At 33.0% G+C, this 26,137-nt stretch carries 21 protein-coding genes; all 21 read left to right on the top strand.

What is annotated here, in order from left to right; genetic code table 11:
- The 21 genes from codY to rnjB all read left to right on the top strand — a co-directional run bounded on the left by codY (window position 1) and on the right by rnjB (window position 25,998).
- Window positions 1-774 carry a GTP-sensing pleiotropic transcriptional regulator CodY gene (gene codY / locus HMPREF3058_RS08900; RefSeq protein ID WP_002446289.1) on the top strand — a complete coding sequence of 258 codons (774 nt, stop codon included), beginning with the start codon at window positions 1-3 and terminating at the stop codon, window positions 772-774.
- A gap of 356 nt (window positions 775-1,130) precedes the next feature.
- A complete protein-coding gene (gene rpsB / locus HMPREF3058_RS08895) occupies window positions 1,131-1,919 on the top strand; it encodes a 30S ribosomal protein S2 (RefSeq protein ID WP_001832557.1) in 789 nt (262 codons plus the stop codon).
- Between the two features lie 151 nt (window positions 1,920-2,070).
- Window positions 2,071-2,949, top strand: a complete 879-nt coding sequence (gene tsf, locus HMPREF3058_RS08890; protein ID WP_002446291.1) for a translation elongation factor Ts — start codon at window positions 2,071-2,073, stop codon at window positions 2,947-2,949.
- 140 nt (window positions 2,950-3,089) lie between these two features.
- On the top strand, window positions 3,090-3,812 hold the full coding sequence (gene pyrH, locus HMPREF3058_RS08885) for a UMP kinase (protein WP_002439511.1): 723 nt from the start codon (window positions 3,090-3,092) through the stop codon (window positions 3,810-3,812).
- Between the two features lie 16 nt (window positions 3,813-3,828).
- A complete protein-coding gene (gene frr / locus HMPREF3058_RS08880) occupies window positions 3,829-4,383 on the top strand; it encodes a ribosome recycling factor (protein WP_002446292.1) in 555 nt (184 codons plus the stop codon).
- Between the two features lie 220 nt (window positions 4,384-4,603).
- Window positions 4,604-5,374 (top strand): isoprenyl transferase, encoded by a 771-nt coding sequence (locus tag HMPREF3058_RS08875; protein ID WP_002487391.1) that lies wholly within the window; start codon window positions 4,604-4,606, stop codon window positions 5,372-5,374.
- A 3-nt stretch (window positions 5,375-5,377) separates the two neighbouring features.
- The gene (locus HMPREF3058_RS08870) at window positions 5,378-6,160 is read left to right on the top strand and encodes a phosphatidate cytidylyltransferase (RefSeq protein ID WP_001829499.1); all 783 of its coding nucleotides are present in this window, start codon (window positions 5,378-5,380) and stop codon (window positions 6,158-6,160) included.
- 232 nt (window positions 6,161-6,392) lie between these two features.
- On the top strand, window positions 6,393-7,679 hold the full coding sequence (gene rseP / locus HMPREF3058_RS08865) for an RIP metalloprotease RseP (RefSeq protein WP_002446294.1): 1,287 nt from the start codon (window positions 6,393-6,395) through the stop codon (window positions 7,677-7,679).
- Window positions 7,680-7,697: 18 nt separating this feature from the next.
- A complete protein-coding gene (locus tag HMPREF3058_RS08860; RefSeq protein WP_002491396.1) occupies window positions 7,698-9,401 on the top strand; it encodes a proline--tRNA ligase in 1,704 nt (567 codons plus the stop codon).
- Between the two features lie 249 nt (window positions 9,402-9,650).
- Window positions 9,651-13,961 (top strand): PolC-type DNA polymerase III, encoded by a 4,311-nt coding sequence (locus tag HMPREF3058_RS08855; RefSeq protein WP_100214439.1) that lies wholly within the window; start codon window positions 9,651-9,653, stop codon window positions 13,959-13,961.
- Window positions 13,962-14,138: 177 nt separating this feature from the next.
- Window positions 14,139-14,606, top strand: coding sequence for a ribosome maturation factor RimP (rimP, locus tag HMPREF3058_RS08850; protein ID WP_002446297.1), 468 nt, complete (start codon window positions 14,139-14,141; stop codon window positions 14,604-14,606).
- Window positions 14,607-14,627: 21 nt separating this feature from the next.
- Window positions 14,628-15,851 carry a transcription termination factor NusA gene (gene nusA / locus HMPREF3058_RS08845; RefSeq protein WP_002476040.1) on the top strand — a complete coding sequence of 408 codons (1,224 nt, stop codon included), beginning with the start codon at window positions 14,628-14,630 and terminating at the stop codon, window positions 15,849-15,851.
- Between the two features lie 17 nt (window positions 15,852-15,868).
- Complete coding sequence (rnpM, locus tag HMPREF3058_RS08840) at window positions 15,869-16,153, top strand: RNase P modulator RnpM (protein ID WP_001829465.1); 285 nt, start codon at window positions 15,869-15,871, stop codon at window positions 16,151-16,153.
- On the top strand, window positions 16,153-16,470 hold the full coding sequence (locus tag HMPREF3058_RS08835; protein WP_002476037.1) for a YlxQ family RNA-binding protein: 318 nt from the start codon (window positions 16,153-16,155) through the stop codon (window positions 16,468-16,470). The genes rnpM and HMPREF3058_RS08835 overlap by 1 nt, the downstream gene beginning before the upstream one ends.
- Before the next feature lie 4 nt (window positions 16,471-16,474).
- On the top strand, window positions 16,475-18,637 hold the full coding sequence (infB, locus tag HMPREF3058_RS08830) for a translation initiation factor IF-2 (protein WP_002489946.1): 2,163 nt from the start codon (window positions 16,475-16,477) through the stop codon (window positions 18,635-18,637).
- Window positions 18,638-18,937: 300 nt separating this feature from the next.
- The gene (gene rbfA, locus HMPREF3058_RS08825; protein WP_002457359.1) at window positions 18,938-19,288 is read left to right on the top strand and encodes a 30S ribosome-binding factor RbfA; all 351 of its coding nucleotides are present in this window, start codon (window positions 18,938-18,940) and stop codon (window positions 19,286-19,288) included.
- A gap of 137 nt (window positions 19,289-19,425) precedes the next feature.
- The gene (gene truB, locus HMPREF3058_RS08820) at window positions 19,426-20,343 is read left to right on the top strand and encodes a tRNA pseudouridine(55) synthase TruB (protein ID WP_002476045.1); all 918 of its coding nucleotides are present in this window, start codon (window positions 19,426-19,428) and stop codon (window positions 20,341-20,343) included.
- Window positions 20,344-20,358: 15 nt separating this feature from the next.
- Window positions 20,359-21,330: a bifunctional riboflavin kinase/FAD synthetase gene (locus tag HMPREF3058_RS08815; RefSeq protein WP_002476021.1), complete on the top strand. Its 972-nt coding sequence runs from the start codon at window positions 20,359-20,361 to the stop codon at window positions 21,328-21,330.
- 118 nt (window positions 21,331-21,448) lie between these two features.
- The gene (gene rpsO, locus HMPREF3058_RS08810) at window positions 21,449-21,718 is read left to right on the top strand and encodes a 30S ribosomal protein S15 (RefSeq protein WP_002476036.1); all 270 of its coding nucleotides are present in this window, start codon (window positions 21,449-21,451) and stop codon (window positions 21,716-21,718) included.
- Window positions 21,719-21,849: 131 nt separating this feature from the next.
- Window positions 21,850-23,955 carry a polyribonucleotide nucleotidyltransferase gene (pnp, locus tag HMPREF3058_RS08805; RefSeq protein ID WP_002487417.1) on the top strand — a complete coding sequence of 702 codons (2,106 nt, stop codon included), beginning with the start codon at window positions 21,850-21,852 and terminating at the stop codon, window positions 23,953-23,955.
- Window positions 23,956-24,324: 369 nt separating this feature from the next.
- On the top strand, window positions 24,325-25,998 hold the full coding sequence (gene rnjB, locus HMPREF3058_RS08800) for a ribonuclease J2 (RefSeq protein WP_002457357.1): 1,674 nt from the start codon (window positions 24,325-24,327) through the stop codon (window positions 25,996-25,998).
- Window positions 25,999-26,137 lie beyond the last annotated feature (139 nt).

The following is a 26,137-nucleotide window of genomic DNA, read 5'->3' as shown; positions in this document are numbered from 1 at the left end:
ATGAGCTTATTATCTAAAACAAGAGAATTAAACACTTTATTACAAAAACATAAAGGCATTGCAGTAGATTTTAAAGATGTTGCTCAAACAATTAGTAATGTTACAGTTACTAATGTATTTATTGTGTCGAGAAGAGGTAAAATCTTAGGATCTTGTTTGAATGAATTATTAAAAAGTGAACGTATTAAAGATATGTTAGAAGATCGACATATACCGCGCGAATATACTGAAGAGTTGATGAATGTTAAACAAACAGAATCAAATATCGATATTGATAATGAATTAACTGTATTTCCACCAGAGAATAGAGAGGTATTTTTAAATAGTAGAACAACTATTTTTCCAATTTTAGGTGGTGGCGAAAGACTTGGTACGCTAGTCTTAGGTCGAGTTCAAGACGACTTCAATGAAAATGACTTAGTATTAGGAGAATATGCAGCCACTGTAATAGGAATGGAAATATTACGAGAAAAACATAATGAAGTCGAAAAAGAAGCTAGAGATAAAGCTGCTATAACAATGGCAATCAACTCACTTTCATACTCAGAAAAAGAAGCAATCGAACATATATTTGAAGAACTTGGTGGTACAGAAGGTTTACTTATAGCTTCAAAAGTAGCTGACAGAGTGGGCATTACACGATCAGTCATAGTGAATGCTTTACGCAAACTTGAAAGTGCTGGTGTCATAGAATCACGTTCTCTTGGAATGAAAGGGACATTTATTAAAGTGAAAAAAGATAAATTCCTTGATGAGCTTGAAAAAAATAAGTAAAAGTTGAATATGAAATGTTTTTTTGAAATATTAGTAAATTAAGATTAATCTGTGAATAATGAATGGACTGATTTTTACTTTTTCAGAAACCTATTATTTTATATGTTAATTATCGACTATAAAATGTTTAGAGAAATTAAGAATGTTATTAAATAATCTCCATCTTTATTGTTATTCAAACAGAAATTCAATAATACAAATCATGTTATTGCTTTTATGTATTAAATATGATATATTAATTGACGGCTATAAAGCCAATACGCACATAATCAATTTAAATATAAAGGGTGCAAATTAAATATTTGTCTTTATATCAGTTGATTATGGAGGTAAATAACCACTAGGAGGAATTTAAAATGGCAGTAATTTCTATGAAACAATTACTTGAAGCCGGTGTGCACTTCGGTCACCAAACACGCCGTTGGAACCCAAAAATGAAAAAATATATCTTCACTGAAAGAAATGGTATTTATATCATTGATTTACAAAAAACAGTGAAAAAAGTTGAAGAAGCATACAACTTTGTTAAACAAATCTCTGAAGAAGGCGGAAAAGTCTTATTCGTAGGTACAAAAAAACAAGCGCAAGAATCAGTTAAAGCTGAGGCAGAGCGTGCTGGTCAATTCTACGTTAACCAAAGATGGTTAGGTGGGATTTTAACTAACTACAAAACAATCTCAAAACGAATTAAACGTATTTCTGAAATTGAAAAAATGGAAGAAGACGGATTATTTGAAGTATTACCTAAAAAAGAAGTTGTTGAACTTAAAAAAGAATACGACCGTTTAATTAAGTTCTTAGGCGGTATTCGCGATATGAAATCAATGCCTCAAGCATTATTCGTTGTTGATCCTCGTAAAGAGCGCAACGCTATTGCTGAAGCTCGCAAACTAAATATTCCTATCGTAGGTATTGTTGACACTAACTGTGATCCTGATGAAATTGATTACGTTATCCCAGCAAACGATGATGCTATTCGTGCCGTTAAATTATTAACTGGTAAAATGGCAGACGCTATCTTAGAAGGTCAACAAGGTGTATCTAATGAAGAAGTAGCTGCAGAACAAAACATCAATTTAGATGACAAAGAAGAATCTGAACAAGCAGAAACAACTGAAGAAAACACTTCTGTTGAATCAAACTAAGAGATAGTTTAAATGGGTGATAAGATACTAATGCTTATCACCTTTTTTTAAAAATAAAATTAAATCATAATACTGTAATGGAAATATAACCTAAAATAATGCTAAAATCTAGGTATATCAATAATTACTATTTATATTGGAGGAATAATGAATGGCAATTTCAGCAAAACTTGTTAAAGAATTACGTGAAAAAACTGGCGCAGGAATGATGGATTGTAAAAAAGCGCTAACTGAAACTGATGGTGACATCGATAAAGCGATTGACTACTTACGTGAAAAAGGTATTGCAAAAGCAGCTAAAAAAGCTGACCGTATCGCAGCAGAAGGTCTTGTACACGTTGAAGTAAAAGGTAATGAAGCTGCAATCGTTGAAATTAATTCAGAAACAGACTTCGTAGCACGTAACGAAGGTTTCCAAGAATTAGTTAAAGAAATTGCTAACCATATTTTAGATAGCAAGGTAGAAACAGTAGACGCTTTGATGGAATCTAAATTATCTAGCGGTAAAACTGTTGATGAAAGAATGAAAGAAGCTATCTCAACAATTGGTGAAAAATTAAGCATCCGTCGTTTCTCTATCAGAACAAAAACTGATAATGATGCATTTGGTGCATATTTACACATGGGTGGACGTATTGGTGTGTTAACTGTAGTTGAAGGTACTACTGATGAAGAAGCTGCTAAAGACGTAGCAATGCACATTGCGGCAATCAACCCTAAATATGTTTCTTCTGAACAAGTAAGCGAAGAAGAAATCAATCATGAAAGAGAAGTATTAAAACAACAAGCATTAAACGAAGGTAAACCAGAAAAAATCGTTGAAAAAATGGTTGAAGGTCGTTTACGTAAATATTTACAAGAAATTTGTGCTGTAGATCAAAACTTCGTTAAAAATCCAGACGAAACTGTTGAAGCTTTCTTAAAAGCTAAAGGTGGTAAACTTACTGATTTCGTTCGTTATGAAGTTGGAGAAGGTATGGAAAAACGTGAAGAAAACTTTGCTGAAGAAGTTAAAGGACAAATGAAATAATCTGTCATAAAGTTTAACAAGGAAGAAGACACCTCACACGTTTCCTTTTTATAAGCCTATTGTTAAGATAGCTAAAAGGAGACATTCGTGTCTTCTTTACTTATATATTTACATATTTTTACGATAGAGAGGATAAGAAAATGGCACAAACTTCTAAATATAAACGTGTAGTATTAAAATTGAGTGGTGAAGCTTTAGCAGGTGATAAAGGATTCGGCATAAATCCTATCATTATCAAAAGCGTTGCACAGCAAGTTGCTGAAGTTGCCAAAATGGATTGTGAAATTGCTGTCATTGTCGGCGGTGGAAATATTTGGAGAGGCAAAACTGGTAGCGACCTAGGCATGGATCGTGGTACGGCTGATTACATGGGGATGCTTGCTACTGTAATGAATGCTTTAGCATTACAAGACAGTTTAGAACAATTAGATTGTGATACACGTGTTTTAACTTCTATTGAAATGAAACAAGTTGCTGAACCATATATTCGTCGACGTGCAATTAGACATTTGGAGAAAAAACGTGTTGTTATATTTGCCGCTGGAATTGGTAATCCTTACTTCTCAACTGACACAACTGCTGCTTTACGTGCGGCTGAAGTAGAAGCAGATGTAATTTTAATGGGTAAAAATAATGTAGATGGTGTTTATTCAGCTGATCCAAAAGTTGATGCAAATGCAATTAAATATGAACATTTGACACATATTCAAATGCTTCAAGAAGGTTTACAAGTGATGGATTCAACAGCTTCATCGTTCTGCATGGATAATAACATTCCATTAAATGTTTTCTCTATTATGGAAGAAGGTAATATTAAGCGTGCTGTAATGGGTGAAAAAATCGGAACATTAATTACAAAATAATTTTGAGGTGTAAAAAATGAGTGACATAATCAAAGATACAAAGTCTAGAATGCAAAAATCAATTGATAACTTATCTCGTGAACTTGCTAACATTAGTGCTGGTAGAGCAAACTCCAATTTACTTAATGGTGTTACAGTTGACTACTATGGTGCACCTACACCAGTGCAACAATTAGCAAGTATCAATGTGCCTGAAGCACGTCTATTAGTTATTTCACCATATGATAAGACATCAGTTGCTGATATTGAAAAAGCAATTATCGCGGCTAATCTTGGGGTTAATCCAACGAGTGATGGTGAGGTTATTCGTATCTCTGTACCAGCTTTAACTGAAGAAAGACGAAAAGAATTAGTTAAAGAAGTTAAAAAAATTGGTGAAGATGCTAAAGTCTCAATTAGAAATATTCGTCGTGATATTAATGATCAGCTTAAAAAAGACGAAAAAAATGGTGACATTACTGAAGACGACTTAAGAAGTCAAACTGATGATGTACAAAAAGCTACAGATAATTCGATTAAAGATATAGATCAATTGGTTGCCGACAAAGAAAAAGATATTATGTCAGTATAGGTATTTTATTATCGCAAACACATTCATATTAGTATATTATCTAAAATGAAACATCTGTCAGACATTGAATATCTTCATAGTCTAAACTGTACCAACTAAGACTTTGGTACAGTTTTTTTATTTGCTTATTCAATGGAATAAATGAGTATGATAAAATGATAGATGATTGTTTAATTAACTAATATTATAAACAGAGACGATCAGGCTCGGAGGAAAGACCATGTTTAAAAAGCTGAAAAATAAAAACAAAACTGAGACAAACCATAATAATGATTTAGACATACATAATATACCTGAACATGTGGCTATTATCATGGATGGAAATGGACGTTGGGCAAAAAAACGTAAAATGCCTAGAATTAAAGGACATTATGAAGGTATGCAAACAATCAAAAAAATTACTCGCGAAGCGAGTGATTTAGGTATTAAGTACTTAACACTATACGCATTTTCAACAGAGAATTGGTCTAGACCTGAAAGTGAAGTTAATTATATTATGAATCTTCCTGTGAATTTCCTTAAAACATTTCTACCAGAATTAATTGAAAAGAATGTTAAAATTGAAACAATAGGGTTTTATGAAGGTTTACCACAATCGACAATTAATGCTATTGATTTTGCTAAAGCTAAAACTCAGAACAATACTGGGTTAACTCTTGTGTTTGCCATAAATTATGGTGGACGAGCTGAGATTATTCAGAGTATGAAAACAATATATAACGAATTACAATTAAACGGACAAGGATCTGATGTGATTGATGAGGCGTTAATAAAACGTCATTTAATGACGCATAGTTATCCAGATCCAGACTTATTAATACGCACTTCAGGAGAACAAAGGATAAGCAATTTCTTAATATGGCAAGCTTCATATAGTGAATTTATTTTTAATGAAAAGCTATGGCCAGATTTTGATGAAAAAGAGTTAAGAGAGTGTTTGAAAATATATCAATCACGCCAAAGACGTTTTGGAGGATTAAGTGAGGAGTAAAAAATGAAAGTAAGAACATTAACCGCGATTATAGCTTTATTAATATTCTTGCCTATCTTGCTCAAGGGTGGCTTAATATTAATGCTTTTCGCATTTTTATTAGCTTTGATAGCCTTAAAAGAATTACTTAATATGAATATGATTAAATTTTTATCTATACCTGGTCTGATTAGTGCTTTAGCCCTAATTATTATCATGTTACCTCAAGATGCAGGTGAATGGGTTCAAGTTATCCAACTTAAAGGTTTAATTGCTATGAGTTTCATAGTTTTAAGTTATACAGTGCTATCTAAAAACAGATTTAGTTTTATGGATGCTGCATTTTGTTTGATGTCTGTAGCTTATGTAGGAATTGGTTTCATGTATTTTTATGAGACACGTTCTGAGGGCTTGAGATATATTTTATTTGCATTTTTAATCGTTTGGCTAACAGATACGGGTGCTTATATTTTTGGTCGCCTTATGGGTAAACATAAGTTATGGCCAGTTATTAGCCCTAATAAAACAATTGAAGGTTTCTTTGGTGGTATTTTATGTAGCATTTTAGTACCATTAGTGATGCAAATGTTTGTAGATTTACATATGAATATTTGGCTTTTATTATTAGTCACAATTGTGTTAAGTATGTTTGGTCAATTAGGTGATTTAGTAGAATCTGGGTTTAAACGTCATTTTGGTGTTAAAGATTCGGGACGTATACTACCAGGGCATGGCGGTATATTAGATAGATTTGATAGCTTCATGTTTGTATTACCGCTATTAAATATTTTACTGATACAAACTTAAATTTATGAATTGTAAAATGGAATAGATGTTATAATGAAGGAGTTATTGAGATGTTGATGAGTGGTGAATATCTCTTAACTCCTTTTCAGCACTTATTGATAAATTGTTAAGATACAATAACACAAAATAATATGATATTAAGTATTAACATATTATAATATTTAATATTATCTTCGATTTAATTACTTAGATGATTTTTTAATTAAACATAAATTCATTAGAGGTGTAGAACATGAGCATTTTAATTACGATTATTTCATTTATCATCGTATTTGGTGTCCTCGTAACTGTTCACGAATATGGACACATGTTTTTTGCTAAGCGAGCAGGAATTATGTGTCCTGAATTTGCGATTGGTATGGGCCCTAAAATTTTTAGTTTTCGTAAAGATGAAACATTATATACAATTCGTCTATTACCGGTGGGTGGTTATGTAAGAATGGCTGGTGATGGTCTTGAAGAACCCCCAGTTCAACCAGGTATGAACGTAAAAATAAAGTTAAATAACCAAGATGAAATCACACATATAATTCTAGATGATCAACATAAATTTCAACAAATTGAAGCTATAGAAGTTAAGAAATGTGATTTTAAAGATGACCTATATATTGAAGGTATTACTTCTTATGATGACGAAAGGCATCACTTCACTATAGCGAAAAAGGCATTTTTTGTCGAAAATGGAAGCCTTGTACAAATTGCTCCAAGAGATAGACAGTTTGCACATAAGAAACCATTGCCTAAGTTTTTAACATTGTTTGCAGGTCCATTATTTAATTTTATTTTAGCTTTAGTACTATTTATTGGATTAGCATACTACCAAGGTACGCCAACCAATGTCATAGGAGAAGTTGTGAAGAAGTCTCCGGCTGATGAAGCTGGATTGCACAAAGGTGATAAAATAGTTCAGGTAGGTAATCATAAAATTAAAAATTTTGATGATATCAAACATGTTCTTGACCAAAATAGAACGGCTAAAACAACTGTAAAAATTAAAAGGGATGGCCAAACCAAGTCTGTAGATCTCCAACCTAAAAAAGTAGAAAGAAAGATAACTAAAACTAAAACTCAAACAACTTATCAAATTGGTTTTGCTCCTACTACAGAACACAGCGTTTTTAAACCAATAAGCTACGGTATTTATAACTTTTTCGACAAAGGTAAGCTTATTTTTACAGCTGTTGTTGGTATGTTAGCCAGTATATTTACAGGAGAATTTTCATTTGATATGTTAAATGGCCCTGTTGGTATTTATCACAGTGTTGATTCTGTTGTTAAATCTGGAATTATTAATTTAGTAGGATACACCGCTTTATTAAGTGTTAACTTAGGAATAATGAATTTGTTACCTATTCCAGCGCTTGATGGTGGTCGCATATTATTTGTACTATATGAGGCTATTTTTAGAAAACCAGTGAATAAAAAAGCGGAAACAGGAATTATTGCTGTAGGCGCACTTTTTGTGGTTATTATTATGATTTTAGTCACTTGGAATGATATACAACGGTATTTCTTATAAATAGGGAGGAAAAAGAGAATGAAACAATCTAAAGTATTTATACCAACGATGAGAGAAGTCCCTGCAGAGGCGGAAGCATTAAGCCATCGTTTATTATTAAAAGCAGGGTTAATTAAACAGAGTACAAGTGGTATATATAGTTACTTACCACTAGCTACACGTGTCCTAAATAATATATCTAAAATCATACGTGAAGAAATGGAAAGTATAGATGCTGTAGAAATTCTTATGCCAGCTTTACAACAAGCAGAATTATGGGAAGAGTCAGGTCGTTGGAGTGCATATGGTCCAGAACTAATGCGTTTAAAAGACAGAAACGGACGTGAATTTGCATTAGGACCTACTCATGAGGAAGTAGTCACTTCTTTAGTAAGAGATGAATTAAAATCGTATAAACAGTTACCCCTTACTTTATTTCAAATTCAATCCAAATATAGAGATGAGAAAAGGCCACGCTTTGGATTATTAAGAGGACGCGAATTTCTTATGAAAGATGCATATTCTTTCCATTCAGATGAAGCTTCATTAGATGCAACTTATCAAGATATGTATCAAGCATATAGTCGCATATTCAAACGTGTAGGCATCAATGCAAGACCGGTTGTGGCAGATTCAGGTGCAATAGGGGGAAGTCATACACACGAGTTTATGGCATTGAGTGAAATTGGGGAAGATACAATAGTTTATAGTAATGAGAGTGACTACGCAGCTAATATTGAAAAGGCCGAAGTTGTTTATCATCCTTCTCATAAGCATTCTGAACTTGCAGAATTGACTAAAGTTGAGACGCCAAATGTTAAAACAGCTCAAGAAGTTGCAGACTATTTAGAGAGACCATTAGATGAAATTGTAAAAACGATGATTTTTAAAATAGATGGCGAATTTATTATGTTACTAGTTCGTGGACATCATGAATTAAATGAAGTGAAATTAAAAGCATATTTCGGCACGGAACATGTTGAAATGGCTACACAGGATGAAATTGTTAATCTTGTAGGTGCCAATCCGGGGTCTATTGGTCCTATTTTTGAAAAAGATATTAAAATTTATGCCGATAATTACTTACAAGATTTAAATAACTATGTTGTAGGAGCTAATGAAGATCATTATCACTATATAAATGTCAATATTGGTAGAGACTTTGACGTAACAGAATACAGTGACTTTAGGTTCATTACACAAGGTGAGATGTTAAGTGATGGCTCGGGAGTAGCACAATTTGCTGAAGGCATTGAAGTAGGACAAGTTTTCAAATTAGGAACAAAATATTCTGAATCAATGAATGCAACTTTTCTAGATAATCAGGGAAAAGCACAACCACTCATTATGGGGTGTTATGGTATTGGAGTATCAAGAACATTAAGTGCAATTGTTGAACAAAACAATGACGAGAATGGAATTATTTGGCCAAAATCAGTAACGCCTTTCGATATCCATCTAATCACTATCAATCCTAAAAAAGATGATCAACGTACTTTAGGTGATCAACTTTATCAAAAATTAATGAATTCATACGATGTTTTATATGATGACCGAAAAGAACGTGCTGGTGTTAAATTTAATGATTCAGACCTAATAGGGTTACCGGTACGAGTTGTTGTTGGTAAAAGAGCTGAAGAAGGTATTGTTGAGGTAAAACAACGCTTTAACGGTTTAAGCGAAGAAGTGCAAATTGATGAATTAGAGACTTACTTACAAGATTTATTTAAGAATATTAAGTAAGTTGTAATATAATTGTTGATAGTTAAATTGATATTAATAAAGAGCAGGAAAGATGATGAAACATAATCTTAAATCTAACCTGCTCTTCTTTATTGTATTATTTACTATTTGTTTTTCATGAAAATACGTCCAATCAGTAGTATAATATGAAACGAATTTATTAAGTAACTTTATGAACAGTTGTAATATATCCAATGATGTTTAATAGTTTTAAATTTAGTATTAATTAAGGTGGTTATTATTTTGGCAATGACAAATCGAGAAAAGTTTAAAGTGCTTGCCGATCAAATAAAAATATCAAATCAACTAGAACAAGATATTCTTGAACAAGGTGAACTCACGCGTATAGATGTTTCAAATAAAAACAGAACATGGACTTTCCAAATATCACTCCCACATTTTTTATCTCATGAAGATTATCTTCTTTTTACACATGCAATTGAAGAAGAATTTAAAGAAATAGCTACAGTAGCAATTGATTTTTCAATTAAAGATACCAACAATCAAGATGAGTTTGCTTTAAAATATTTCGGACATTGTATTGATCAAACACGATTGTCGCCAAAAGTGAAAGGTCAATTGAAACAAAAAAAACTCATTATGAGTGGAAATGTTTTAAAAGTCTTAGTTTCAAATGATATTGAGAGAAATCATTTTGATAAGGCATGTAATGGTAGTTTAATTAAAGCATTTAGACAGTGTGGCTTTGAAATTGATAAAGTCGTTTTTGAAACAGATACAACAAATCACGATGATGACCTTGCATCTTTAGAAGCACATATTCAACAAGAAGATGAACAAAGTGCAAGAGAAGCAACTGAAAAATTAGAAAAAATGAAAGCAGAAAAAGCGAAACAACAAGATAATAATGAAAGTACAGTGGAAAAATGTCAGATTGGAAAACCAATTCAGATTGAAAATATAAAACCAATTGAATCAATTATTGAAGAAGAATTCAAAGTAGCTATTGAGGGTGTTATATTTGATATTAACCTAAAAGAACTTAAGAGTGGACGTCATATAGTTGAGCTTAAAGTTACTGATTACACAGATTCACTTGTATTAAAAATGTTTACAAGAAAAAATAAAGATGACTTGGAGCACTTTAAGGCACTTAGTGTTGGTAAATGGGTTAGAGCTCAAGGTCGTATTGAAGAAGATACTTTTGTTAGAGATCTTGTCATGATGATGTCAGATATTGAAGAAATTAAAAAGACACCTAAACAAGATAAAGCAGAAAATAAGCGTGTAGAGTTTCATTTACATACGTCTATGAGTCAAATGGATGGTATTCCTAATATTAGTGCATATGTTGAACAAGCTGCTAAATGGGGACACCAAGCCTTAGCAGTAACAGATCACAATGTAGTACAAGCCTTTCCCGATGCACACAATGCTGCGGAAAAGTACGGTATTAAGATGATTTATGGTATGGAAGGTATGCTAGTAGACGATGGTGTTCCTATAGCTTATAAACCAACAGACCGTAATTTAAAAGATGCAACATATGTGGTGTTTGACGTAGAGACAACAGGTCTTTCTAATCAATATGATAAAATTATTGAATTAGCTGCAGTAAAAGTGCATAACGGTGAAATTATAGATAAGTTTGAACGTTTTAGTAATCCACACGAAAGATTATCTGAAACCATTATCAATCTTACACATATCACGGATGATATGTTAACTGATGCTCCTGAAATTGAAGAAGTGTTAACTGAATTTAAAGAGTGGGTTGGAGATGCGATATTTGTAGCTCATAATGCTTCATTTGATATGGGATTTATTGACACAGGGTATGAAAGGTTAGGCTTTGGACCTTCTACAAACGGTGTCATTGATACACTTGAGCTATCACGTACAATTAATACCGAATATGGGAAACATGGTTTAAATTTCCTTGCCAAAAAATATGGTGTCGAATTAACACAACACCATAGAGCGATTTATGATACAGAAGCAACAGCTTATATTTTTATAAAAATGGTTCAACAAATGAAAGAACTAGGTGTGAACAACCATCTAGAAATTAATAAAAAATTAACTAATGAAGATGCATATAAAAGAGCTCGTCCATCCCACGTTACACTCATTGTTCAAAATCAAGAAGGTCTTAAAAATTTATTTAAAATAGTCAGTGCTTCATTAGTTAAGTATTATTACCGTACGCCAAGAATTCCACGTTCTCTTTTAAATGAGTATCGAGAAGGGCTCTTAATTGGCACAGCGTGTGATGAGGGTGAATTATTCACAGCAGTAATGCAGAAGGATCAGTCGGAAGTAGAAAAAATAGCAAAGTTCTATGATTTTATAGAAGTTCAACCGCCTGCACTTTATCAAGATTTAATGGATAGAGAATTAATACGAGACAATGAAACGTTAACACAAATTTACAAGCGATTAATAGATGCTGGTAAAAGTGCTAATATCCCAGTGATTGCTACTGGTAACGCACATTATCTATATGAGCATGATGCTATAGCCAGAAAAATTTTAATTGCATCCCAACCAGGGAATCCATTAAATCGTTCAACATTACCAGAAGCTCACTTTAGAACCACTGATGAAATGTTAGATGATTTTCACTTCTTAGGTGAAGAAAAAGCATATGAAATCGTTGTAACAAATACAAATGAGCTCGCTAATAAAATTGAAAAAGTAGTACCTATAAAAGATAAACTATTTACGCCAAGAATGGATGGGGCTAATGAAGAAATTCGTGAGTTGAGTTATTCTAATGCGAAAAAACTATATGGTGAAAATCTACCACAAATTGTTATAGATCGCCTTGAAAAAGAATTAGATAGTATTATTGGTAATGGCTTTTCTGTTATTTACCTCATATCTCAACGTTTGGTGAAAAAATCGCTAGATGATGGTTATTTAGTAGGATCGCGTGGTTCAGTAGGTTCTAGTTTCGTAGCAACAATGACTGAAATTACAGAAGTTAATCCGCTTCCACCACATTACATTTGTTCACATTGTAAGACAAGTGAGTTCTTTGATGATGGTTCGGTTGGATCTGGATTCGATTTACCAGATAAAAAATGTCCCACTTGTGGTAATGAATTAATTAAAGAAGGGCAAGATATCCCCTTTGAGACATTCCTTGGATTTAAAGGAGATAAAGTTCCAGATATTGACTTGAACTTTAGTGGTGAATACCAACCTAACGCGCATAATTACACAAAAGTATTGTTTGGTGAAGATAAAGTATTTCGTGCTGGAACAATAGGTACTGTTGCTGAAAAAACAGCTTTTGGTTTCGTTAAAGGTTACTTAAATGATCAAGGTATTCACAAACGTGGTGCTGAAATTGATCGGTTGGTTAAAGGTTGTACAGGGGTTAAACGTACGACTGGTCAACATCCTGGGGGAATTATTGTTGTACCGGATTACATGGATATTTATGATTTTACTCCGATTCAATTTCCAGCAGACGACCAAAGTGCAGCGTGGATGACAACCCATTTCGACTTCCATTCAATACACGATAATGTCTTAAAATTAGATATATTAGGACATGATGATCCAACGATGATTCGTATGTTACAAGACTTATCAGGAATTGACCCGAAAACTATACCAGTAGATGATAAAGAAACAATGCAAATATTTAGTGGCCCTGAGAGTTTAGGTGTTACAGAAGACGAAATATTATGTAAGACAGGTACATTTGGTGTGCCAGAATTTGGTACTGGATTTGTACGTCAAATGCTTGAAGATACTAAGCCAACGACATTCTCAGAATTAGTTCAAATTTCAGGTTTATCTCACGGAACGGACGTTTGGTTAGGTAATGCTCAAGAGTTAATTCGTCAAGGGATATGTGATTTATCTAGTGTGATAGGCTGTCGTGATGATATCATGGTATATCTAATGTATGCTGGACTTGAACCGTCAATGGCTTTTAAAACGATGGAATTTGTACGTAAAGGTCGCGGTTTAACAGATGAAATGGTTGAAGCGATGAAGGAGAATAACGTACCAGATTGGTATTTAGATTCTTGTCGTAAAATTAAATATATGTTCCCTAAAGCTCATGCTGCAGCTTATGTACTAATGGCTGTAAGAATTGCATACTTTAAAGTACATCATCCACTATATTATTATGCAGCATACTTTACTATAAGAGCTTCCGATTTTGACCTTATAACGATGATTAAAGATAAAACGAGTATTCGTAATACAGTTAAAGATATGTATTCACGATATATGGATTTAGGAAAAAAAGAGAAAGATGTATTAACTGTATTAGAAATAATGAATGAAATGGCACATCGAGGTTTTCGATTGCAACCGATTAGTTTAGAAAAAAGTCAGGCTTTTGACTTCATCATTGAAGGGGACACATTGATTCCTCCATTCATTTCAGTGCCAGGACTTGGAGAAAACGTTGCACAAAGAATTGTTGAAGCGAGAGAAGAGGGACCATTTTTATCAAAAGAAGATTTAAATAAAAAAGCCGGCTTATCTCAAAAGGTTATTGACTATTTAGATGAATTAGGCTCATTGCCAGATTTACCTGACAAGGCACAATTGTCGATATTTGATATGTAAGCATTTCTTATTAATAAATTGATATTATATACGTTCAATCATCTTTATTAGTAAACCTATATCAGTTTGTTTACTTATTAGACTTGTGATATACTAAATGTGCGTAAAAAATGATTAACTCAGGCAGAAGAGTGGGCATAAACCCGCTCTTTTCTATTTGCCAAAAAGGAGGCCTGTATGAGTAAAATTACTGAACAAGTTGAAGCATTGATTCAACCAGTTTTAAATGATTTGGACTTTGAATTAGTAGACATTGAGTATGTTAAAGAAGGTAAAGACCATTTTTTAAGGATTTCTATTGATAAAGAAGGTGGCGTAGATCTTAATGATTGCACTTTAGCTTCAGAAAAAATTAGTGAAGTTATGGATGAAAATGATCCAATACCTGAAATGTATTATCTTGATGTTGCATCGCCAGGGGCAGAAAGACCAATAAAAAAAGAAAAAGATTTTTATAATGCTATCAATCAGCCCATTTTTGTATCTCTTTATGCACCAATTGAAGGAGATAAAGAATGGTTAGGTATTTTAAAATCTGTAAATGATGAATCAATTAATATGGAAGTTAAAGAAAAGGCAAAAACAAAAGAAATTGAAATTCCAAGGAATAAAATCGCAAAAGCACGTCACGCTGTAATGATTTAACGTGATGAGGAGGAAAAAAACGTGTCAAGTAATGAATTATTATTAGCTACTGAATATTTAGAAAAGGAAAAGAAAATTCCTAGAGAAGTTTTAATTGATGCAATTGAAGCAGCTTTAATTACTGCGTACAAGAAAAACTATGATAGTGCTAGAAATGTAAGAGTAGAATTAAATATGGACGAAGGTTCATTTAGAGTGATTGCACGTAAAGAAGTCGTTGAAGAAGTGTTTGATGACAGAGATGAAGTTGATTTAAGTACTGCTTTAGTCAAAAATCCTGCCTATGAAGTAGGAGATATTTATGAACAAGATGTAACACCGAAAGACTTCGGACGAGTAGGAGCTCAAGCAGCTAAGCAAGCTGTGATGCAACGACTTAGAGACGCAGAAAGAGAAATTCTATATGATGAATTTATCGATAAAGAAGAAGATATTCTAACAGGTGTGATTGACCGTGTAGACCATCGCTATGTATATGTGAATTTAGGAAGAATTGAAGCTGTGCTGTCAGAAGCTGAAAGAAGTCCTAATGAGAAATATATTCCTAATGAACGTATCAAGGTATATGTAAATAAAGTTGAACAGACTACAAAAGGTCCACAAATTTATGTATCAAGAAGTCATCCTGGATTATTAAAACGTTTATTCGAACAAGAAGTTCCAGAAATTTATGATGGTACTGTTATTGTTAAATCAGTAGCGCGTGAAGCTGGAGATCGTTCTAAAATTAGCGTGTATTCTGATAATCCTGATATAGATGCTGTTGGAGCATGTGTAGGTTCTAAAGGAGCACGAGTAGAAGCGGTTGTTGAAGAACTTGGTGGCGAAAAAATAGATATCGTCCAATGGGATGAAGATCCGAAAGTATTTGTTCGTAATGCTTTAAGTCCATCACAAGTTTTAGAAGTAATTGTTGATGAAGAGAATCAATCAACTGTAGTGGTAGTTCCTGATTACCAATTATCCTTAGCTATAGGTAAACGAGGACAAAACGCACGTTTAGCTGCTAAATTAACAAGTTGGAAGATAGATATTAAATCAGAATCTGATGCCCGAGAAGCTGGAATTTATCCTGTTATTGAAACAGAAGAAGTTGCAGATGAAATTGTTAATTCAGGTGACGAAGATGTTGAGTTTGATAATGTTAACTTAGAAGAGACAAACTTAACTAGTACAGAATTAACTGCTGAAACTGATGAAGAAAAAACAGCTAAAACAGAAGAAGATAATGACACAGAATCATAGGTTGGAGTGATAAATTAATGAGAAAGAAAAAAATTCCAATGAGAAAATGTATTATATCTAATGAAATGCGTCCCAAAAAAGATATGATTCGAGTGGTTATTAACAAAGAAGGCGAAATCTTTGCAGATGCGACAGGAAAAAAACAAGGGCGCGGTGCATATGTGTCTAAAGATGTAGCTTTAGTTGAAAAGGCTCAACAAAGAGAAGTTTTAGAAAAATATTTTAACGCTACTAAAGATACACTTGACCCTGTTTATAAAGAAATAATAAGACTGATTTATAGAGAAGAGATTCCAAAATAATGACTAAAATGAAAATTTTTAATTTACTTGGTTTAGCTATGAGAGCTGGTAAAATCAAAAGCGGTGAATCGGTCATATTAAACGAGCTTAAAAAGAAGCAAATAAAACTTGTCATATTAGCTAGCGATGCATCTAGTAATACTCTAAAACAGATGAATAATAAATGTAATAGTTATCAAGTGCCATTAAAAGTGTTTGGTACTAGAAATGAATTAGGGTTAGCAATAGGTAAAAGCGATAGAGTTAATATTGGTATAACAGATAATGGTTTTGCAAAAAAATTGTTATCAATGATAGATGAATATGGTAAGGAGTGATTATATGAGTAAAAAAAGAATTTACGAATATGCGAAAGAATTAAATCTAAAGAGTAAAGAGATTATAGATGAGTTAAAAAGTATGAATGTTGAAGTGTCAAACCATATGCAAGCTTTAGAAGAAGAACAAATTAAAGCATTAGATAAAAAATTTAAAGCCTCTCAAGTGAAAGACACTAATAAACAAAATACTCAAAATAATCACCAAAAATCTAATAATAAACAAAATTCTAACAATAAAGAAAAACAGCAAAATAAGAATAATAGTAAACCAACTAAGAAAAAAGAACAAAACAACAAAGGAAAACAGCAAAATAAAAACAATAAAACTAATAAGAATCAAAAAAATAATAAAAATAAAAAGAATAATAAAAATAATAAACCTCAAAATGAGGTAGCAGAAACAAAAGAAATGCCCTCTAAAATCACTTATCAAGAAGGCATAACTGTTGGTGAGTTAGCTGAAAAACTAAATGTAGAATCAGCTGGTATTATTAAAAAATTGTTCTTATTAGGTATTATGGCTAATATCAACCAATCATTGGATGAAGAAACATTAGAATTAATTGCAGATGACTATGGCGTTGAAATAGAGAAAGAAGTAGTCGTTGATGAAGAAGATTTATCAATTTATTTTGATGATGAGACGGATGATTCCGATGCAATTGAACGTCCAGCAGTTGTTACAATCATGGGTCACGTGGACCATGGTAAAACGACTTTATTAGATTCTATTCGTAATACTAAAGTTACCGAAGGAGAAGCTGGCGGAATCACTCAACATATTGGTGCTTATCAAATTGAAAATTCAGGTAAAAAAATTACGTTCTTAGATACTCCTGGACATGCTGCATTTACGACTATGCGTGCACGTGGTGCTCAAGTTACTGATATTACAATTTTAGTCGTGGCTGCTGATGATGGTGTGATGCCTCAAACAATTGAAGCTATAAATCACGCTAAAGAAGCAGAAGTACCAACGATTGTTGCAGTAAACAAAATTGATAAACCAACTGCTAACCCTGATCGTGTTATGCAAGAACTCACTGAGTATGGATTAATTCCAGAAGACTGGGGCGGTGACACAATCTTTGTACCACTATCTGCATTGAGTGGAGACGGTATTGATGATTTATTAGAAATGATTGGCTTAGTAGCGGAAGTACAAGAACTTAAAGCTAATCCTAACAAACAAGCTGTAGGTACTGTGATTGAGGCTGAATTAGATAAATCACGCGGTCCAGCTGCATCTTTACTTGTTCAAAATGGTACTTTAAACGTTGGAGATGCAATTGTTGTAGGTAATACTTATGGACGTATACGTGCAATGGTTAATGATTTAGGAAAAAGAATCAAATCTGCCGGCCCTTCAACGCCTGTAGAAATTACTGGTATTAACGATGTTCCACTTGCAGGTGATCGTTTTGTTGTATTTGGTGATGAAAAACAAGCACGTCGAATTGGTGAAGCACGTCATGAGGCAAGTGTCATACAGCAACGTCAAGAAAGTAAAAATGTTTCATTAGACAATTTATTTGAGCAAATGAAACAAGGTGAAATGAAAGATTTAAATGTCATCATTAAAGGTGATGTACAAGGTTCAGTTGAAGCATTGGCTGCATCACTAATGAAAATAGATGTTGAAGGTGTGAATGTACGAATTATTCATACAGCTGTTGGTGCTATCAATGAATCAGATGTTACTTTAGCTAATGCATCAAATGGTATTATTATTGGTTTTAATGTACGCCCAGATGCTGGTGCGAAACGCGCGGCTGAAGCTGAAAATGTAGATATGCGATTACACAGAGTTATTTATAATGTTATTGAAGAGATAGAATCAGCTATGAAAGGTTTACTTGACCCAGAATTTGAAGAGCAAGTCATCGGACAAGCTGAAGTGCGTCAAACATTTAAAGTTTCTAAAGTTGGTACAATTGCTGGTAGTTATGTGACTGAAGGTAAAATCACTCGTAACGCGGGTGTACGCGTAATTAGAGATGGTATCGTGTTATTTGAAGGTGAACTTGACACATTAAAACGTTTCAAAGATGATGCTAAAGAGGTAGCTCAAGGCTATGAATGTGGTATTACAATTGAAAAATATAATGATCTCAAAGAAGGAGACATTATTGAAGCGTTTGAAATGGTAGAAATTCAAAGATAATTTTGAAACTTATGGAGAGGCTATATGCTAAGTTAACTGCTTTAAGATATTTCATAAACCTAATATCTTAAAGTAGAGTATGACATACTTTGCTTAACCAACAATCAAAGTGAAGATATAAATTTTGATTTGGAAAAGCATAATGTTATGCTATCAATACTTTAGTTATGGTCTCTCATTTAATATTATTTTATTGATTCATTGTTGATAATTTAATAAAATGAACATCAAAAGTTAATCATTAACTCTGATATTTCACAGTTATTTGTGAGTAAAGTAAAAATGAAGAGAGGTGAGATGATGAATAATATAAGAGCAGAACGTGTAGGAGAACAAATGAAACAAGAAATCATGGACATTGTTAATAATAAAGTTAAAGATCCTAGAGTTGGTTTTTTAACAATTACTGATGTTGAATTAACAAATGACCTTTCACAAGCAAAAGTATATTTAACAGTGTTAGGGAATGATAAAGAAGTTGATAATACATTTAAAGCTTTGCATAAAGCAACTGGATTTATAAAATCTGAACTTGGTTCTCGAATGCGCCTAAGAATTATACCTGAGTTAACATTCGAATATGATGAATCTATCGAATACGGTAATAAAATAGAACGCATGATTCAAGATTTACACAAAAATGATAAATAATATATTTTATAGTAGGCACAGTCATTCATAAAGCATATTTTTGATATTGCCTACTATTTTTATGTAAAACGCTAATTAAAGAATTAAAATATCGTGTTATAATAATAAACGTTATTAAAAGTTAAAGGTGTGACAATATGTATAATGGCATACTACCGGTATTTAAGGAACGAGGTTTAACAAGTCATGACGTCGTTTTTAAATTACGTAAAATTTTAAAAATGAAAAAAATTGGTCATACAGGAACATTAGATCCTGAAGTAAATGGTGTGTTACCAATTTGTTTAGGTGATGCGACAAAAGTCAGTGATTATATCATGGAAATGGGAAAAACTTATCACGCTACGGTAACGTTAGGAATGAGTACGACTACTGAAGACCAAACCGGAGATATTTTAGAAACTAGAGCTATTGATAAGAATGATATCAATGAAGATACGATTGACCAAGTGTTGCAGCAATTTGAGGGGCATATTCAGCAAATTCCGCCTATGTATTCTTCAGTTAAAGTAAATGGAAGAAAATTATATGAATATGCGAGAAATAATGAAACTGTCGAACGCCCTAAACGGCAAGTATTTATTAAAGATATACATAGAATATCTGAAGTTACTTTTCAGGAGCAGACATGTCATTTTGAAGTTGAAGTAACATGTGGTAAAGGAACTTATATTAGAACTTTAGCTACAGATATTGGACTTAAACTTGGTTTTCCAGCTCATATGTCACGTCTAACTAGAATAGCTTCAGGCGGTTTTCAATTAGAAAGTAGTTTAACGATTGATCAAATTAAAGAATTACATGAGCATGATTCATTACATAATGAATTGTTTCCTATAGAATATGGCTTGAAAGGTCTGAAATCATTCCAAGTGAAAGATTCAAATTTTAAAAAGAAAATCTGTAATGGTCAAAAATTTCATAAAAAAGTGTTAAGTCAAGATGTTAAAGAACCTTTTATATTTGTCGATAATAGTACTCAAAAAGTTTTAGCAATATATATAGTTCATCCAGATAAACCTTATGAAATAAAACCTAAAAAAGTTTTTAATTAAAGGAGAAATAATATTATGAAAGTGATAGAAGTTACTCATCCCATACAAAGTAATCAATTCATAACTGAAAATGTTGCTATGGCTTTTGGTTTCTTCGATGGTATGCATAGAGGTCACGACAAGGTGTTTCAAGTGCTTGATGAAAAGGCAAAAGAGCATCAACTTAAAAAGGCTGTTATGACGTTTGATCCACACCCCTCAGTCGTATTAAACCCTGAGCGTAAACGTACAACCTACCTAACACCACTTTCAGATAAGTTAGAAATGATAGCAGAACACGGTATAGACTATTGTATCGTTATCAATTTTTCATCAAGATTTGCTAGTGTGACATCTGACGATTTCATAAGAAATTATATTATTAATAATCATGTTAAAGAAGTGATTGCAGGGTTTGATTTTACCTTTGGTAAATTTGGAAAAGGAAATATGACGGTACTTCAGGAATCTAAAGCTTTTAATACGACGATTGTAGGAAAACAAGAGATGGATTCTGAAAAAATTTCTACAACTGCAATACGCCAAGCGCTTACAGATGGTCATTTACAGAAAGCAAATGACGAATTGGGGTATATATATAGGATTAAAGGAACTGTAGTACAAGGTGAAAAACGTGGAAGAACAATTGGTTTTCCAACAGCTAATGTGCAACCCAGTGACGATTATGTACTACCAAAAAAAGGTGTTTACGCGGTGAGTATGGAAATTGGTCCTGAGAGTAAATTACATCGTGGTGTAGCTAACGTTGGTGTTAAACCTACATTCCACGATCCAGCTAGGGCTGAGTTAGTTATTGAAGTGAATATATTTGATTTTAATGAAAATATTTACGGTGAACGTGTGACTGTGTATTGGCATCACTTTTTAAGACCAGAAGTTAAATTTGATGGTATCGATCCATTAGTTAAACAAATGAATGAAGATAAAGCGAAGGCTAAACATTTATTATCTATTGATTTCGATGATGATATATCATATAATATATAAAGTTGACAGAGATACAAGATTATTCTTATTCTCTAGATATACCTTTTTCTTAGTAGGTCGATTCTCCGACGCCTCACTCAGATTAAGGAGTTAAATATAATTAAGGAGGAAATTGATAATGGCAATTTCACAACAACGTAAAGATGAATTAATTAAGGAATATCGTGTGCACGAAACTGATACTGGTTCACCAGAAGTTCAAATCGCTGTATTAACTGCAGAAATTTCTGCATTAAATGAGCATTTACGTGAACACAAGAAAGACCACCATTCACGTCGTGGTTTATTGAAAATGGTAGGTCGTCGTCGTCACTTATTAAACTACTTACGTAGTAAAGATATTCAACGTTACCGTGAATTAATTAAATCATTAGGTATTCGTCGTTAATCTTAATATAGAACTAGGAAAGCACCATGGATGGTACTTTCCTTTTTTTATTATGATACATAATAAAAAATATAAAATCAGTTAAATAAATGATATGATATAAATATTAGAATTAAGAGAGGAGATTCATAATGTCTCAAGAGAAGAAAGTTTTTAAAACTGAATGGGCTGGGCGTTCTTTAACTATTGAGACAGGACAATTAGCAAAGCAAGCTAATGGTGCTGTTTTGGTGCGTTATGGAGATACAGTTGTCCTATCAACTGCAACTGCTTCTAAAGAACCTAGAGATGGCGATTTTTTCCCATTAACTGTAAATTACGAAGAAAAAATGTATGCTGCTGGTAAAATTCCAGGAGGATTCAAAAAAAGAGAAGGTCGCCCTGGTGATGAAGCAACGTTAACAGCTCGTCTCATTGATAGACCTATTCGTCCACTGTTTCCCAAAGGATATAGACATGACGTACAAATCATGAATATTGTCTTAAGTGCTGATCCAGATTGCTCACCAGAAATGGCTGCAATGATTGGTTCTTCGATGGCGTTAAGTGTTTCAGATATTCCATTCCAAGGCCCCATAGCAGGTGTCAATGTAGGTTATATCGATGGCAAATATGTCATTAATCCTTCCGTCGCCGATAAAGAAATTTCTAGATTAGATTTAGAAGTTGCTGGGCATAAAGATGCGGTAAACATGGTTGAAGCAGGTGCAAGTGAAATTACTGAGAGTGAGATGCTTGAGGCTATTTTCTTCGGACACGAGGAAATCAAACGACTTGTTACATTCCAACAAGAAATCATAGATCACATTCAACCAATCAAACAAGAATTTGTACCGGTGGAAAGAGACGAAGATTTAGTTGAAAAAGTAAAACGTCTAACTGAAGATAAAGGACTTAAGGAGACGGTTTTAACTTTCGATAAGCAACAACGAGATGAAAACTTAGATGCTCTGAAAGAAGAAGTTGTTGGTCATTTTCTAGATGAAGAAGATCCAGAAAATGAAACGCTTGTTAAAGAAGTTTATGCAATTCTAAATGACTTAATTAAAGAAGAAGTAAGACGTCTAATTGCTGATGAAAAAATACGACCTGATGGACGTAAAGTAGATGAAATAAGACCTCTTGAATCAGAAGTTGGTTTGTTGCCAAGAGCACATGGGTCAGGTTTATTTACTCGTGGTCAGACACAAGCACTTTCAGTTTTAACTTTAGGCGCACTTGGAGATTATCAATTAATTGATGGTTTAGGACCTGAGGTAGAGAAACGATTTATGCATCATTATAACTTTCCTAATTTCTCTGTAGGAGAAACTGGCCCTGTACGTGCACCTGGTAGACGTGAGATTGGCCATGGTGCGCTTGGTGAAAGAGCATTACGATACATTATACCTGATACTCAAGATTTCCCTTACACAATTCGTATTGTAAGTGAAGTACTAGAGTCTAACGGTTCATCATCTCAAGCATCGATTTGTGGTTCAACATTAGCATTAATGGATGCTGGTGTACCAATTAAAGCGCCAGTCGCAGGGATTGCAATGGGACTAGTAACGCGTGACGATAGCTATACAATTTTAACTGATATTCAAGGTATGGAAGATGCATTAGGTGATATGGACTTCAAAGTAGCAGGTACTAAAGACGGTATTACTGCGATTCAAATGGATATTAAAATTGATGGTTTAACTCGAGAAGTTATCGAAGAAGCACTAGAACAAGCGCGTCAAGGACGATTAGCTATTATGGATCATATGCTTCACACGATTGAGCAACCACGCGAAGAATTAAGTGCTTATGCACCAAAAGTGGTAACTATGAGTATTAAACCAGATAAAATTCGAGACGTGATTGGACCAGGTGGTAAGAAAATCAATGAAATCATTGACGAAACTGGAGTTAAATTAGATATTGAACAAGATGGTACAATCTTTATAGGGGCTGTAGATCAAGCGATGATTAATCGTGCAAAAGAAATTATCGAAGATATTACACGCGAAGCGGAAGTTGGACAAGTATATCATGCTAAAGTAAAACGTATTGAAAAGTATGGTGCTTTCGTTGAATTGTTCCCTGGTAAAGACGCATTATTACACATTTCTCAAATTTCACAAGAAAGAATTAATAAAGTAGAAGATGTTCTTAAAATTGGAGATACAATTGAAGTGAAAATTACTGAAATCGATAAACAAGGTCGAGTTAATGCGTCACATAAAGTATTAGAACAATCTAAAAATTAAAATGTATCAATATATGAACCTAATGTATGTGTTCTGTAAAAAACTGCCGACAAAGCTAAATGCTTTGCGAGCAGTTTTTTTATTATTAATATGACTATTCAGTGGGATAAATGTATTTTGTTAGTAATGTTATAGGGTGACTTAAAAACTTACATTCAATTAATATCATTTAATAAGTAAAAGTAATATTTAGTATGTACATGTGACAATTGTTTTATTAAATATGATAAAAACATTAATTTTAAAAAATATACTCTCAATAATCAAATGGTATAACAGTGCAATAATAGTGTACATCAAGGTCGTTTTAACTTATAATAAATAGTGAATTTGTATATGGACGGGTCACTATTTATAGGAGGTAACATTTTGAGTTTAATAAAGAAAAAAAATAAAGATATTCGTATTATTCCACTCGGTGGAGTTGGCGAAATCGCTAAAAATATGTACATCGTTGAAGTAGACGATGAAATGTTTATGTTGGATGCAGGATTAATGTTCCCAGAAGATGAAATGCTTGGGGTAGATATCGTTATTCCTGACATTCAATATGTCATTGAAAACAAAGAAAGATTAAAAGGGATATTTCTTACACACGGTCATGAACATGCTATAGGCGCAGTAAGCTATGTGTTAGAACAAATCGACGCACCAGTTTATGGTTCTAAATTGACAATTGCACTTGTTAAAGAAGCAATGAAGGCCCGAAATATTAAAAAGAAAGTACGTTACTATACTGTAAACCATGATTCAATTATGAGATTTAAAAATGTTAACGTTAGTTTCTTTAATACAACACATAGCATTCCCGATAGCTTAGGCGTATGTATTCATACTTCTTATGGTTCTATAGTTTATACTGGAGAGTTTAAGTTTGATCAAAGTTTGCATGGACATTATGCTCCAGATTTGAAACGCATGGCTGAAATTGGTGATGAAGGTGTGTTCGCATTAATCAGTGATTCAACAGAAGCTGAAAAGCCAGGATATAACACGCCTGAAAATATTATTGAACATCACATGTATGATGCTTTTGCCAAGGTTAAAGGTAGACTTATTGTATCATGCTATGCTTCAAACTTCGTTCGTATTCAACAAGTGCTTAACATTGCAAGTCAACTTAATCGTAAAGTGTCATTTTTAGGTCGTTCACTTGAAAGTTCGTTTAACATAGCACGTAAAATGGGATACTTTGATATACCAAAAGATTTATTAATACCTATTAATGAAGTGGAAAATTACCCTAAAAATGAAGTGATTATTATTGCTACAGGTATGCAAGGTGAACCAGTAGAAGCATTAAGTCAAATGGCTCGCAAGAAGCATAAAATTATGAACATAGAAGAAGGGGATTCAATATTCCTAGCAATTACTGCTTCAGCTAATATGGAAGTTATTATTGCAGATACATTAAATGAGTTAGTGCGTGCTGGAGCACATATAATTCCAAACAACAAGAAAATTCATGCGTCAAGTCATGGTTGTATGGAAGAATTGAAAATGATGTTAAATATCATGAAACCTGAATATTTTGTACCTGTTCAAGGTGAATTTAAAATGCAGATTGCACATGCCAAATTAGCAGCAGAAACAGGTGTAGCACCTGAGAAAATTTTCTTAGTTGAAAAAGGCGACGTGATTAGTTATAACGGTAAAGATATGATCTTAAATGAAAAAGTTCAATCAGGTAATATACTTATTGATGGGATTGGCGTTGGTGACGTAGGTAATATCGTATTAAGAGATCGACATCTATTAGCCGAAGACGGTATTTTTATTGCGGTTGTGACATTAGACCCTAAAAATCGACGTATTGCTGCAGGACCTGAAATTCAATCAAGAGGCTTCGTCTATGTTAGAGAAAGTGAAGAACTTTTGAAAGAGGCTGAAGAAAAAGTACGTAAAATTGTAGAGGAAGGTCTTCAAGAAAAACGAATAGAATGGTCAGAAATCAAGCAAAATATGAGAGATCAAATCAGTAAGTTACTATTTGAGAGTACAAAACGCCGTCCAATGATTATTCCAGTCATATCGGAAATCTAATCTTAATAGAATAATATTTAAAGAGGTTGGGACAATTTAGCAAAGCAAAATCATGTTTAATGACTTTGTTCAACAATTAGTTTTTCTTTTAAATATTTATCAGTTTCTAATATCTTAGAGTTTGGTAAATATGAGAGTG

This window comes from Staphylococcus sp. HMSC068G11, assembly GCF_001815825.1.
Taxonomy (GTDB): domain Bacteria; phylum Bacillota; class Bacilli; order Staphylococcales; family Staphylococcaceae; genus Staphylococcus; species Staphylococcus epidermidis.
Note: the sequence above shows the minus strand (reverse complement) of the source record. Positions and strands in the feature narration are given on the sequence as shown.